17 protein-coding genes are annotated in these 13,624 nt (G+C 31.0%); 11 read left to right on the top strand and 6 right to left on the bottom strand.

Annotated elements, in window-relative coordinates; genetic code table 11:
* Window positions 1-702 (bottom strand): magnesium protoporphyrin IX methyltransferase, encoded by a 702-nt coding sequence (gene bchM / locus ACTF45_RS02225; RefSeq protein WP_288346445.1) that lies wholly within the window; start codon window positions 700-702, stop codon window positions 1-3.
* Window positions 703-793: 91 nt separating this feature from the next.
* Between bchM and purE the strand changes: the two genes are divergently transcribed.
* Window positions 794-1,330, top strand: coding sequence for a 5-(carboxyamino)imidazole ribonucleotide mutase (gene purE / locus ACTF45_RS02220; protein WP_438949263.1), 537 nt, complete (start codon window positions 794-796; stop codon window positions 1,328-1,330).
* A 14-nt stretch (window positions 1,331-1,344) separates the two neighbouring features.
* Here purE and cysC read toward each other — a convergent pair whose 3' ends face one another.
* Together cysC and ACTF45_RS02210 are read right to left on the bottom strand one after the other, a co-directional pair.
* Window positions 1,345-1,971 (bottom strand): adenylyl-sulfate kinase, encoded by a 627-nt coding sequence (gene cysC, locus ACTF45_RS02215; RefSeq protein WP_438949262.1) that lies wholly within the window; start codon window positions 1,969-1,971, stop codon window positions 1,345-1,347.
* 43 nt (window positions 1,972-2,014) lie between these two features.
* On the bottom strand, window positions 2,015-2,326 hold the full coding sequence (locus ACTF45_RS02210; protein ID WP_288346442.1) for a translation initiation factor SUI1: 312 nt from the start codon (window positions 2,324-2,326) through the stop codon (window positions 2,015-2,017).
* Window positions 2,327-2,373: 47 nt separating this feature from the next.
* On the opposite strand from ACTF45_RS02210, the gene trpB reads away from it, so the two are divergent.
* Entirely contained in the window at window positions 2,374-3,618 is a 1,245-nt protein-coding gene (trpB, locus tag ACTF45_RS02205) for a tryptophan synthase subunit beta (RefSeq protein ID WP_288346441.1), read from the top strand.
* On the opposite strand, the gene ACTF45_RS02200 is transcribed toward trpB, so the two are convergent.
* Window positions 3,619-3,969, bottom strand: a complete 351-nt coding sequence (locus tag ACTF45_RS02200) for a rhodanese-like domain-containing protein (RefSeq protein ID WP_288346440.1) — start codon at window positions 3,967-3,969, stop codon at window positions 3,619-3,621.
* 88 nt (window positions 3,970-4,057) lie between these two features.
* On the opposite strand from ACTF45_RS02200, the gene ACTF45_RS02195 reads away from it, so the two are divergent.
* The 8 genes from ACTF45_RS02195 to ACTF45_RS02160 all read left to right on the top strand — a co-directional run bounded on the left by ACTF45_RS02195 (window position 4,058) and on the right by ACTF45_RS02160 (window position 10,982).
* A complete protein-coding gene (locus ACTF45_RS02195; RefSeq protein ID WP_288346439.1) occupies window positions 4,058-5,530 on the top strand; it encodes a hypothetical protein in 1,473 nt (490 codons plus the stop codon).
* Between the two features lie 79 nt (window positions 5,531-5,609).
* On the top strand, window positions 5,610-6,755 hold the full coding sequence (locus tag ACTF45_RS02190) for a citrate synthase (protein WP_288346438.1): 1,146 nt from the start codon (window positions 5,610-5,612) through the stop codon (window positions 6,753-6,755).
* Between the two features lie 75 nt (window positions 6,756-6,830).
* Window positions 6,831-7,949: an NADH-quinone oxidoreductase subunit NuoH gene (nuoH, locus tag ACTF45_RS02185; protein WP_288346437.1), complete on the top strand. Its 1,119-nt coding sequence runs from the start codon at window positions 6,831-6,833 to the stop codon at window positions 7,947-7,949.
* Between the two features lie 69 nt (window positions 7,950-8,018).
* Window positions 8,019-8,645 carry an NAD(P)H-quinone oxidoreductase subunit I gene (gene ndhI, locus ACTF45_RS02180; RefSeq protein ID WP_288346436.1) on the top strand — a complete coding sequence of 209 codons (627 nt, stop codon included), beginning with the start codon at window positions 8,019-8,021 and terminating at the stop codon, window positions 8,643-8,645.
* A gap of 13 nt (window positions 8,646-8,658) precedes the next feature.
* Window positions 8,659-9,258 carry an NADH-quinone oxidoreductase subunit J gene (locus ACTF45_RS02175; protein WP_288346435.1) on the top strand — a complete coding sequence of 200 codons (600 nt, stop codon included), beginning with the start codon at window positions 8,659-8,661 and terminating at the stop codon, window positions 9,256-9,258.
* A 1-nt stretch (window position 9,259) separates the two neighbouring features.
* Window positions 9,260-9,580 carry an NADH-quinone oxidoreductase subunit NuoK gene (nuoK, locus tag ACTF45_RS02170; protein WP_011131796.1) on the top strand — a complete coding sequence of 107 codons (321 nt, stop codon included), beginning with the start codon at window positions 9,260-9,262 and terminating at the stop codon, window positions 9,578-9,580.
* A 10-nt stretch (window positions 9,581-9,590) separates the two neighbouring features.
* A complete protein-coding gene (locus tag ACTF45_RS02165) occupies window positions 9,591-10,505 on the top strand; it encodes an NAD(+) kinase (RefSeq protein ID WP_288346434.1) in 915 nt (304 codons plus the stop codon).
* Window positions 10,506-10,982: a CYTH domain-containing protein gene (locus ACTF45_RS02160; RefSeq protein WP_288346433.1), complete on the top strand. Its 477-nt coding sequence runs from the start codon at window positions 10,506-10,508 to the stop codon at window positions 10,980-10,982.
* Window positions 10,983-11,205: 223 nt separating this feature from the next.
* On the opposite strand, the gene ACTF45_RS02155 is transcribed toward ACTF45_RS02160, so the two are convergent.
* Window positions 11,206-11,484 carry a helix-turn-helix domain-containing protein gene (locus ACTF45_RS02155; protein ID WP_288346432.1) on the bottom strand — a complete coding sequence of 93 codons (279 nt, stop codon included), beginning with the start codon at window positions 11,482-11,484 and terminating at the stop codon, window positions 11,206-11,208.
* Window positions 11,485-11,561: 77 nt separating this feature from the next.
* On the opposite strand from ACTF45_RS02155, the gene ACTF45_RS02150 reads away from it, so the two are divergent.
* Window positions 11,562-12,452, top strand: a complete 891-nt coding sequence (locus tag ACTF45_RS02150) for a methylenetetrahydrofolate reductase (protein ID WP_438949261.1) — start codon at window positions 11,562-11,564, stop codon at window positions 12,450-12,452.
* Here the strand turns inward: ACTF45_RS02150 and ACTF45_RS02145 are convergent.
* Window positions 12,436-13,614, bottom strand: coding sequence for a nucleotidyltransferase family protein (locus ACTF45_RS02145; RefSeq protein WP_348659518.1), 1,179 nt, complete (start codon window positions 13,612-13,614; stop codon window positions 12,436-12,438). The genes ACTF45_RS02150 and ACTF45_RS02145 overlap by 17 nt on opposite strands.
* Window positions 13,615-13,624 lie beyond the last annotated feature (10 nt).

The raw sequence follows: 13,624 nt of genomic DNA, 5'->3' as shown, positions 1-13,624 counted from the left end.
TTATTTTACTTTCTTAAATTCAATTAATTTGGAAAAATAAAATGGAGCTTGATTTAATTTCTTTTGAACTACAATAAAACCTCTTTCGTTAGCAGCATTAATAATCCCTTTTTCTCTTAATGTATAAGCTCTAGTAGTTTTACTTGGCCCGGGAAACAACTTTCCAATATTCTTTAATACTGCCAATATTGGTGTATAGGGGGCAAAACTTACTATTAGCTTCTCTTTACTCAAGTCACATAGATGTCTGACCATTTCTTCAGCGACTGGTTGCGGGTAATGAATAAATACATCTAAACAAATGACAACATCAAATAACCCTTTTAACTGTTCAAGATCACTAGTTAAAAATTTAATTTTTCTTTGACTTAAACCTAATTCATTGATACGTTTCTTTGTTTCTTTAATCATTTCAGAAGATATGTCACTAACCTGCAAATCTTTAATACCAAGTCTTAGTAAAGGAATAGCTAAACTTCCCACACCGCAACCAGCATCACAAAAAGTCTTAGTTGTTAATTCAGGATAATTTTTTATGTATGAAACGACATCATCGACAGTCTTTTGATGACCTTTTCTAATATTTTTCTGCACTGTATTGATTTCTTCTGATTTACTATAAATTTTTCTCCATCGATCAAAACCGGTCCCATTGAAATACTCCCTAACTTCGCTTTTTTCGAGATTTTTATTAGACGGCATAACAATTCATACAAAATTCGTCTTTTTAATACTACCTAACTAGCGCATAAGTAATTGCACGTCATTATAAGAAAAGAATTGATTTGTTATTTTGTCAGAATTTAATTCCAGCAATATTTATAAAATTGCTGTAGTAATGGGAAGTGATTCAGATCTAAAAACATTGAAACCTGCAACAGATATATTGAATGAATTTGGAATAGAAACTGAGGTTTGTATACTTTCTGCGCATAGAACGCCAATGGAAATGATGGAATATGCAAAGAAAGCAGAATCAGAAAACATAAAAGTTATTATCGCAGGAGCCGGTGGAGCTGCTCACCTGCCTGGCATGATAGCTTCGCTAACATGCATACCTGTCATAGGTGTGCCGGTAGAGAGTAAAACTTTGCGAGGAATTGACTCCCTATTATCAATAGTGCAAATGCCTGCAGGGATTCCTGTAGCAACAGTGGCTATAAACGGTGCAAAAAATGCTGGTTTATTAGCAATTCAAATCCTTAGTTTATTTGATGAAGCTTTAAGAGTAAGAATGAAAAAATTTAGAGATAATCTCCATACACAAGTAAGATCTAAAAACAGAAAATTGTCTAATCTAGGGCCAGATAATTACCTGAAAAATGACTAAAGATATTTTTATAATTAAATCCTTTCAATTAGATTCTGTTCTCTAAGATAATTAATAACTTCTTTAACAGAATCATTTAAATTTAAGGAACCTGTGTCAACTACTATTTCTGGATTTACAGGAGCCTCATATGGACTAGATATACCGGTAAATTCTTTAATTTCTCCCAAACGTGCCTTTTTATATAAACCTTTAGTATCTCTCCTCTCACATACATCAATGTCTGCAGAGCAATATACTTCAATAAAATCCTTTGATCCAATAATATTTCTAACCTTATTTCTATCATTATTGAAAGGGGAGACGAATGCTGTAATGGTTATGATTCCTGCATTCATAAATAAATTAGCTACTTCACCGATTCTTCTTATGTTTTCTTCTCTATCTTCATCTGAAAATCCAAGATCCTTGCATAAACCATGTCTAATATTATCTCCGTCTAGTACATAAGTTGATAACCCATCCAAATGTAAAACCTCATTTACAGCATTGGCTAAGGTACTTTTCCCAGACCCTGATAAACCTGTAAACCAAATTACCATTCCTTTATGTCCTCTCATTTTTTCTAACTTATTTCTATCAATAGTTAAATTGTGCCATTTTATATTTTTTCCTGAATTTTTCTGATTTAGTTCCGTCATCTTTTTATGTTGCTAAAAGTAGAAATCCATTTTAACTCTTGACTCATAAATTTTGAAATCCTTCTTTGCGAAGAAACTCAATTGATTTGTTTACCATATCACCTTGTAATTGAATATCTTCACCTATTAAAGTTCCTCCAGTACCACAAAACACTTTCATTTTTTTTAGTAATTCCTTAACTTCTATTTCATTTCTAATAGATAAACCTTTTATTAAAGTAATAGTTTTTCCTTTTTTACCTTTTTTTTGTTTTGAGATATTTATTTTTGATATTTTTTGAAAATTCTCTTCTTTAGGTTTTTCTTTATAAATATTTTCTTGATTATCAAATTCAATCCAATTTTTTTTTCCCATTATTTTTTATATAATCTATAGTTAGTTCATACTTATACTATAAAAAATTGGTAAGTACAATTTCTCGTCAGGATCAAAATAATAATGATGATTTAAATCAACCTTCAAAAGAAGGAAGATTTGGAAAATATGGAGGTCAATATGTCCCTGAAACACTAATGCCAGCTCTTTTTGAACTGGAAGAAGCAGCTTCTGATGCATGGAAAGATAAACAATTTGTTAATGAATTAAATCATTTGCTGAAAACTTATGTAGGAAGAGAGACCCCATTATATGAGGCTAAAAGACTTACTGAACATTACAAGACAAAAACATCTACTAGCAGGATATGGCTCAAAAGAGAAGACCTAAATCATACTGGTGCTCACAAAATCAATAATGCATTAGGGCAAGCTTTATTAGCGATAAGAATGGGTAAACAAAGAATAATTGCAGAAACAGGGGCTGGGCAACACGGAGTTGCTACTGCTACTGTATGCGCGAGATTTGGTTTGCAATGCATTATCTACATGGGGGCAGAAGATATAAAAAGACAATCATTAAATGTCTTTCGGATGAAACTTTTAGGCGCAGAAGTTAAAGTTGTTACTTCAGGTACTGCGACTCTCAAAGACGCAACCAGTGAAGCAATTAGGGATTGGGTATCCAATGTAGAAACAACGCACTATATTTTGGGGTCAGTTGCAGGGCCACACCCATTCCCAATGATCGTAAGAGATTTTCATGCAGTTATAGGAGAAGAAGCTAAAAAACAATGTCTAGAATCATTTGGATCTTTACCTGATATTTTGCTTGCTTGCGTAGGTGGAGGATCAAATGCAATGGGTCTTTTTCATCCTTTCGTAAAAGAAAAATCAGTTCGACTTATTGGAGTTGAAGCGGCAGGAAGCGGAGTCAATACTGAAAAACATGCCGCGACTATTACTAAAGGATCCATAGGAATTTTACATGGGTCAATGAGTCTTCTTTTACAAGATAAGGATGGTCAAGTACAAGAAGCGCATTCTATAAGCGCAGGTCTTGACTATCCTGGGGTAGGTCCGGAACATAGTTATTTAAAAGATATAGGAAGAGCAGAATATGGCTCTGTTACTGATGCAGAAGCTTTAGACGCTTTGAAACTAGTGAGTGAATTAGAAGGAATTATCCCTGCACTCGAAACAGCTCATGCCTTTGCATGGTTAGAAAAATTATGTCCTACCTTGGATAAAGATACTGAAATAGTAATTAATTGTTCTGGTAGAGGAGATAAGGATGTTAATACTGTCGCATCATCTTTGGATATTGATTAATTAATATCTAGGTATCGTTTGATCAATATACTGACTCCAACCATCTATACCTTCTTCAAGATTCCAAATCTCATTTACGAGATTATTTTCTAATGCCCATTGTCCAAAATTATAACTTCTGATACCAGCATGACAAAGAACAACGAACTTTTTATCTTTTAAATCACTGATTTTTGTTTTTACATACTCAGCCGAAACCTTACTTATTGGTAAATGTAAATATTCCCTACGAAAACACGCAATTTCGAGTTCTGAATCCTCTCTAACATCAATAATAATAGGATTTTCATCTTCCGAATTAAACCATTCATTAAGATCAAAAGCATTTAAAGTTTTCGGATAATTTCCCAATTGTTAGAATTAAATATTTGTTATTTACAATTTTATAAGTAAGGTTGCAAGAACTTGTTTATTGTTAAAAATAAAAATAAAAATAAAAATGAATATTAAATACTTCACTTTACTAACAATATTATTCTTATGTTGTATTTTTGGCTTTGAAGAAACTTCTTATAGTTTAAATAAAGTAAGTCAAAATGATATTTCAGAATTAAAAATTTTGAAGTACTTACCGAAAGATAATAAAACATTCTTCATTTCAAATACTAAAATTTCAGAAATCACTAACGCCATAAGGACAAACTTTGAAACAACAAATCAAGATGAGCTTGTTTTAGTAAAAAATAGTATATTGGCATACTTAGGTGTTGATTTAGGTACAAACAAGTTAGAAGATATTTATAATAATGAACTTGCAATTACGTCCCATGATAATAAAGAAAAAGATATAGATGACATTTTAATAATATTCAAAATAAAAGAAAATAAAGATATAGATGATATTTTAAATCTTCCAAATAAAATTGATGAGCCTGAGAAATTAATTAAAATTTTTAGAGAAAATAAATTAAATTATTTAAAATATATTTATCGAACAAATGATAATTATATTATTACTTCCTCTAATAAAAAATTAATAATTGATTCATTACAATCAATTAATATTGATAAAAATATCGAAAAAAAATATATCTCTTTTAATGAAGTATTAAATTATTTTAAAAATGAACATAATATCTTTTTAACAAATAATTTCAAAACAAATGAGCTATTAAATAATAAAAATTATTCTCTAAAAGAGGATGACTATTTAGTAACTTTATTTGATTTTAAAGATAAAGAAATTATATATAAATCGTATTTAATTAATAATAACAAAAGTACAGATATTTTATCACATAAAAATATGGATACAGTCAATATATTAGATAAAAAAAATTATCAACTATCTATTTATAATAATTTATTAGATTCAAATAAGTATCTTGATAATATCGAAATAAACAGTTTTGAAAAGGGTATTATTAAAGAGCTAAATAATAAATTAAAAGATAATATACTTTTCTTAAGTTATGATAACAATTGGTTAGTAATTTATGATAAAAATTATTTGCCTATAGAGAACATAAAATTATTAGAAGATTTTAATACAAATAGTTTAGAAAATAATAATAATAATATTTATACAATATATTCAAAAGATGAACTTATAAAAGAAGAAAATATTATAAAACAGTCAAATTATAAAAATATTTTTTTAGTTGAGACTGATAATCTAAACTTTATTAGTAATACTTTGGTAAATGAGGAAGATATAGATTTAATTTCAAATGAGTTTTTTAGTTTAAGAGGTGATAGTCATGCTAAATATTTTCTAAATAAAAAATTAAATCTCAGGAATCCTTACTCTATTCAAACTAAAAATTTCTCTTATTTAGAAAATATTAATTACTTTTTTAAAAATATAATTAATTTATCAATTATAGAATTTAAAGCGATAATCAAACAATCCATTCCAGAAACAGCTCCTTTTTATTATGCAGAGACTAATTTAAAAATATTTAATGATTAAATTTGATTGATATCTTGTGGTTAACTAAAAATTATTTGACTATCTTAGAACTATAAACGATTTATATCACATTAAAATTTTGGATACTCATAAACTAATTTTAAAACCAGGATTAGAGGGAGTTCCAGTAACTAATTCATCAATATGCGATATTGACGGTCAAAAAGGGAAATTATTATATAGAGGCTATTCAATTGAAGAATTAGCACAGAAAAGTAGTTTCTTAGAGACTGCTTTTTTATTAATTTGGGGAGAATTACCTTCAGCAACAAAACTAAGAGATTTTGAACAAGAAGTACAGATGCATCGGAGATTAAGCTTCAGAGTTAGAGATATGATGAAATGCTTTCCTGCCACAGGGCATCCCATGGACGCTTTGCAGTCCAGTGCCGCCTCTCTTGGTCTTTTCTACTCAAGAAGAGCGATAGATGATCCCAAGTATATCTACAACGCAGTGATAAGACTAATTGCAAAAATTCCAACAATGATTGCTGCATTTCAACTTATAAGAAAAGGACAAGATCCCATTCAACCGAGGGATGATTTATCTTACTCATCGAATTTTCTTTACATGTTGACTGAAAAAGAACAAGATCCCATAGCTGCAAAAGTTTTTGATAGATGCCTAATTCTTCATGCAGAACATAGTTTAAATGCGAGTACATTTAGCGCACGAGTTACGGCTAGCACTCTAACAGACCCATACGCGGTAATTGCCTCTGCAGTAGGAACATTAGCTGGTCCTCTTCATGGAGGAGCAAATGAAGATGTAATTGCGATGTTAGAAGATATTAAAACTCCCGAAAAAGCTGCTTCTTTTTTAGAAGATGCTATTCAAAACAAAAGTAAAATAATGGGTTTCGGACATCGAGAGTATAAAGTTAAAGATCCTCGAGCAATTATTCTTCAGAAATTAGCAGAGGAGCTTTTTGTTAGGTTTGGAAAAGATGAAATATATGAAGTTGCTAAAAAATTGGAGTTAGAGGCTATTCCAAGGCTAGGAGGAAAAGGTATTTTTCCAAACGTTGATTTCTATTCTGGCCTTGTTTACAGAAAACTTGGTATTCCCCGTGACTTATTTACTCCTATTTTTGCAATATCTAGAGTCGCAGGTTGGTTAGCTCATTGGAGGGAACAATTAGGCGCAAACAGAATTTTTAGACCGTCTCAAATTTATACCGGTTCAGCTCCTAGAGATTGGATTACTTTAGAAAATCGAAAATAATATCTTCAGCTTTTCATAAAAAACACACATATTGTTTATGAAGAGTTAATCTAAAGAATAAATAACAACAAAATTTTGAACTCTGGATTAGATCTCGAATATAGTTTTAATGAAATCTTAAAAGGCTTCGGCCTCTCAAGTGAACTTGCTCATATTATATGGCTACCTTTACCAATGTTATTAGTTTTAGTATCAGCCGTAGTTGGTGTATTAGTCACAGTTTGGTTAGAAAGAAAAATATCTGCTGCTGCTCAACAAAGAATAGGTCCAGAATATGCAGGGGCTTTAGGGGTACTTCAACCAATCGCAGACGGTCTGAAATTACTTGTAAAAGAAGATATTATTCCTGCAAAAGCAGATTCAATTCTATTCACTGCTGGACCAATATTGGTATTGGTCCCGGTTATACTATCTTGGTTAATTGTTCCCTTTGGCCAAAACTTGCTTATTAGTAATGTTGGTATTGGAATTTTTCTTTGGATAGCTCTAAGTAGTATTCAACCCATTGGACTTCTTATGAGCGGCTATGCCTCGAATAATAAATATTCACTATTAGGAGGCTTAAGGGCAGCTGCTCAATCTATTAGCTATGAAATACCTCTGGCTTTGTCTGTACTAGCTATTGTTTTAATAACAAATTCCCTTAGTACTATTGATATTGTTAATCAACAAAACGGAGCGGGAATATTAAGTTGGAATATATGGAGGCAACCTGTTGGATTCATAATTTTCTGGATATGTGCTCTTGCAGAATGCGAAAGGCTACCATTTGACTTGCCAGAAGCTGAGGAAGAATTAGTAGCGGGTTATCAAACTGAATATGCTGGAATGAAATTTGCTTTATTTTATTTAGGCAGTTATATAAATTTAATCCTATCTGCATTATTAGTATCCATACTTTATTTAGGTGGATGGGGATTTCCTATTCCTGTTGAGATAATTGCTAAAGTTCTAAATCTTCCAATTGATGCTCCTGTGATTCAAGTTTTCACAGCTTCTATAGGAATTATAATGACTGTTCTCAAAGCATATCTATTGGTTTTTGTTGCTATATTATTACGTTGGACAACACCAAGGGTGAGAATAGATCAACTTCTAGATTTAGGATGGAAATTCCTTTTACCAATATCTCTTGCTAATCTACTTGTGACAGCAGGATTGAAATTAGCTTTCCCTCAATTTTTTGGTGGATAATGTTTAAGTAGAAATATTTAAACATTAATTAAATACACTAGAATAAAATGACTAAGTAAATTCTTTAAAATGAAAGATTTTCTTCAAAAAGTAAATAGTTATATTAAAGAAGCCTTCAGCGCTGGTAAATATTTATATGATGGATTTACTGTAACTTTTGATCATCTCCGAAGAAGACCTGTTACTGTTCAATACCCTTACGAAAAGTTAATTCCTTCTGAAAGATATAGAGGAAGAATTCATTATGAATTTGATAAATGCATCGCCTGTGAAGTATGCGTACGTGTTTGTCCAATAAATTTACCAGTTGTTGACTGGGTTATGAATAAGGAAACTAAGAAAAAGGAACTTAGAAATTACTCTATAGACTTTGGAGTCTGTATTTTTTGCGGGAATTGTGTTGAATATTGTCCAACAAATTGCTTATCTATGACTGAAGAATACGAATTAGCTACATTCGATAGACATAATTTAAATTTTGACAATATAGCATTAGGTAGACTTCCTACGAACGTTACAACTGATCCATCTGTAAAACCTCTTAGGGAACTTGCATATTTGCCTAAAGGAGTTATGGATCCTCATGATGTTCCTTCTTCAGATGTTCGAGTTGGTAAACTACCAGAAGAAGTTTATGATTGGATGAAACCAGAAGGGAATGATATTAAAAATCCCACTGTCGAAACGAATAAATAACTTTAAATAATATATGTCTATAGCAGTCACAACTCAAATAATTTGTTTTTCAGTATTATCTTTAGTGGTAATAATTGGAGCACTTGGTGTAATTCTTCTAGAGAATATTGTTTACTCTGCATTTTTGCTTGGTGGAGTCTTTATGAGTGTTGCAGGCTTATATCTACTACTAAACGCAAGTTTTGTTGCTGCAGCTCAAGTTTTAGTTTATGTAGGGGCAGTTAATGTTCTAATAATTTTTGCAATAATGTTAGTTAATAAAAAAGAAGATTTAAAGGCTATTGAAAATATCAAATCAAGAAGAATTATATCAACATCAATTTGTTTAACTCTTCTAAGTCTATTAATAAGAGTTGACTTATCCAATACTTGGGGTTTAGCTGAATCTAATGCATCTATAGGGGAAGAATCTACAATAAGAATAGGAGAACACTTATTTAGTGATTATTTGCTCCCTTTTGAAGTGGCATCTGTATTACTCTTAATGGCCATGATTGGGGCTATTGTTTTGGCTAGAAGAGATGTCATGAATGAAGATATTTCAACAGGATTACCGGTAGATCAAGAGCTAATAGAGAAACCAAATGAACCTTTACTTATAAAAAAAAATTAAGATGAATTTAGAATCCATCCCACTTCAAGCTTTTTTAATAGTTTCCTCAGTTTTATTTTGTATTGGCATTTGGGGATTATTAAATAGTAGAAATGCAGTAAGAGTACTGATGAGTATAGAGTTAATGTTGAATGCAGTGAACATAAATTTGATGGCCTTCTCTTCTTATGTGGACAATAACCTAATTCAAGGACAAGTTTTTACAATTTTTGTTATTACAGTTGCAGCAGCAGAAGCTGCTGTAGGTTTAGCTATATTGTTATCTCTTTATAGAAATAGGGTGACTGTTGATATGGAAAGTTTTAATTTATTAAAGTGGTAAAAAGCATCAAGTGAATCTTTCATTGGTGCTTATTATTTATCGTTCTAACAGCTTAACTGCTAAAGAAGCATCTATATTTTGTAATAAGACTCTCAAAGATAGAAATATTAAATCAAAAAGGATCGAAAGTGATTTTGATAACAATCAATTAGAAAGCTACTTCTACAATCTTGCTGCATTACCTGATCTAGTAATTGTTCTTGGTGGTGATGGCACTGTTCTTAAATCTGCAAATGCATTAGTAAATTATGATATTCCTATACTTAGTTTTAATATTGGCGGTAATTTAGGATTTTTGACTCAAGAAAAGGATTTTTTATTTGACCAATCATTTATCAAAATTTTAGAAAAAGAAGAATTCATAATTGATTTTAGAAACAGATTACATTGTGATGTTTATAGCAACGAAAAGAATAGAGAAAGAAAACTACTAAAAAGCTATGATGCGTTAAATGATTTTTATTTTAAATCTGTTGAAGAAGATATTTCTCCAACCAATCAAATTCAAATCGAAATAGATAATGAAAAAGTAAATGAATACAAAGGTGATGGTTTAATTATTTCTTCCTCAACTGGTTCAACTGCATACTCTATGGCAGCAGGAGGTCCAATAGTACACCCCTCAATAAATGCATTCGTTATAAATCCAATATGTCCTATGAGCTTAGCTAGCCGGCCAATTATTATTCCTGATACAAGTAAAGTAATTATTAGAGTCGTTCAAAAGAATAAAAGAGAAATAAAACTATGGAAAGATGGATCAAAGTGCATGACTATAAAAGAAAATGATTATTGTGAAATTAATAAAGTAACAAAGCCCTGTAAAATGATTAAATTTAATAAAAGCATTTCCTATTACATTACATTAATCAAAAAGCTCGATTGGAAAGGAGATTTATCATTAAAAAATAATCAAAATAATTAGATGGCATTAGAAATTGAAAGACGATTTCTTATCAAAAATGATCAATGGAAGGATTTAATTACTCATAAGACTTTTATAGAGCAGGGCTATCTTTCCCACGATTTGGAGGAATGGATAGTCAGAATCAGATTTAACGGCAAAAACTTTAAAATTGCACTTAAAAAACATATTAAAAATTTTACTAATTACGAATATGAATACTCAATACCAAATAGTGAAGGTGAAAAAATCATGTCAACTCTTAACAATACAATTAAAAAAGAAAGATTTTTTTTAAAAATTGATCGAAAAGATTGGATTGTAGATTGCTTTAAAGACAAAAATTTTCCTTTAAAAATTGCCGAAATTGAGCTTACTAAAGAGGAAGAAGAAGTTATTCTCCCATCTTTCATAGCAAAAGAAATTACTGGTCTAAAAAAATATACTAATCTTAATCTGACAAAACATCCATTTTCAAAATGGGAAATGAAGCTTTAAAAAAACTAGCCAAAAAGCTCTCGTTTCCTTTATATTCTCTTTATATTTGAAATATAAATTCTATTATTTTTAGACATGTATGGTCTTTATGACAAGGATGGGGTATTAAGATTTACCAACTCTGATAAAGAAGCCTGTCTTGATTATGCACAACTTTTTGAAATGAATTCAGCACATTTTTGTTTAATGAATTTAGTATCTAGTATCGATAAAGAAAATAATATTAATCTTGATCTGAATCAGGCAGAGAACAACAATTAAATCCATCTCTACAAATTTTTCCGTGATCCATTGCCCAATTTAATAGTGCTACTCTATTTTTGGAGCCTGTTTTCGTGAACATATTACTTACATGATTATCAACAGTTCTTTTACTAATAGTAAGCTTTACCGCAATTTCTTGATTTGTAAGCCCATCAGCTACTAAATCTATGATTTCCATCTCTCTAGATGAGAGACCCATCATATCAATGTCGTTAACACCTTCTTCAACCATTTGCATTTAAACAGTTCCTTTTTTATATTAATTGAGTTTAGCAGTAACAGTAAACTTCTTAACCAAGTAAGGAAAAAAAGCAATTGAAATCAAAACTTCAGCAAACTTTAGAAAAAAATTCAAAAGTAATTACAGCAGAATTAATGCCGCCAAGAGGAGGAGACCCCATAAGATCTCTTAAAATAGCACAACTTCTCAAAAATAAGGTGCATGCTGTTAATGTTACAGACGGAAGTAGAGCAATAATGAGGATGTGCAGTTTAGCAATGTCTAAACTGCTACTGGAAAGTGGGATAGAGCCTATAATGCAGATCTCATGCAGAGATCGTAATAAAATCGCTATACAATCAGATATTCTTGGAGCAAATGCCTTAGGTATTAAAAATATTTTATGCATTACAGGAGATTCTGTTAAAGCTGGTGATCAGCAAGAAACAAAAGCAGTTCATGAATTTGAGGCAGTGCGATTATTAAAACAAATTCAATCATTCAATCAAGGAATTGATCCTACTTTTGAACAACTTCCAGATAAAAGCACTAAGATCTTTTCAGGTGCTGCAGTAGATCCAAGTTGTCGAAATCAAAGAAGTTTAAAAATTAGAACAATAAAAAAAAAGGAGGCTGGAGCAAATTTCTTACAAACTCAAATAGTTATGGATAGAAATTGTTTAGCAAACTTTTGTAACGAAATCAGCAATCCAATTGAGATACCAGTAATTGCAGGAGTATTTCTTTTGAAATCATATAAAAATGCTCTTTTCATAAATAAATTTGTACCTGGAGCGAATATACCTGAAAATATTTTAAATCGTCTCAAAGATGCAAAAAATCCACTTCAAGAAGGAATATTAATTGCTTCAGAGCAAGCTAAAGATTTTATTAATATTGCAGATGGAATTCATCTCATGGCAGTCAAATCAGAACATCTTATCCCAGAGATACTTGAAAAAGCTGGGCTCAATCTGGAATGTTAATTAAATCAGTTCCTAGTAATTCTGCCATAGCTTTTTGTTGAGGAGATGGTTCTGTTAAATCTAATCTTCTTGAGTCTGTTATTAACCAATCCAAAGAAGCATCTTTTAAATCAAAATGGTCTCCATTTTTTCCAACACAATATCTACCAAATACTAATTTATCGACAAGTTGCACTCCTTTCCCAATTTTTGAATAATCAAAGATTATAGAGTTATCTATAGTTGCACCCTCACAAATGCAACAACTTGGTCCAATCATAGAGGGGCCAATAATAGTTGCACCATCTTCAATTCTTGTCATCCCTCCAATATAAACGGGTCCTTTTATACTGACTTTATCCCAATTTGCAGCAACATTAAGACCCGTAAAGACTCCAGGCTTAATTTCTTTTCCAGGAATTTCGACTTGCCTTACTTTACCCAATAAAACATTTCTAATCGCACTCCAGTAATCAGGAACTTTTCCAATATCTACCCACTCAAAATCCATCGGCAAAGCAAAAAATGGCAAATCCATTTCAACAAGTTTAGGGAATAGATCAGCTCCTATATCAAATTTATCTCCTGATGGAATATAGTTAAAAATCTCAGGCTCAAAAAGATAAATACCAGTATTAATTGAATCACTCAAAGCATCGTCAACATCCGGTTTTTCTTGAAAAGCTTTAATTCGTCCATTTTCATCAGATACTACAACTCCATAACTAGATACCTGATCTCTAGTTACCTTTTTTGTTATTAGGCTAGCTATCGCCCCTTTTTTCTTATGATTTTTAACAGCTTCAGTCAAATCTAAATCAACTAAGGCGTCCCCACACAATACAACAAAAGTTTCATCAAAAAAGTTTTGAAAATCTTGAATTTTTTTTAATCCTCCTGCCGAACCTAAAGCATCACCAATCATTTCTCCATCTTCAATTCTTCCTTCAAAGCTGTAGGCTATTTCAACACCAAATCTTTGCCCGTCTCTAAAATAGTTTTCAATTTCCTCTGCAAGATGAGAAACGTTTACCATTATTTCTTTAAAACCATGTTCTTTTAAAAGTTCCAAAAGGAATTCCATCACGGGTTTTTGCAAAATAGGAATCATTGGTTTAGGAATAATATGCGTTATTGGCTGAACGCGAGTTCCTTTGCCTGCTGCAAGTATCATTGCCTTCATCAGCTCTATA

It is taken from the genome of Prochlorococcus sp. (assembly GCF_965655815.1).
Lineage (GTDB): Bacteria > Cyanobacteriota > Cyanobacteriia > PCC-6307 > Cyanobiaceae > Prochlorococcus_A > Prochlorococcus_A pastoris.
Note: the sequence above shows the minus strand (reverse complement) of the source record. Positions and strands in the feature narration are given on the sequence as shown.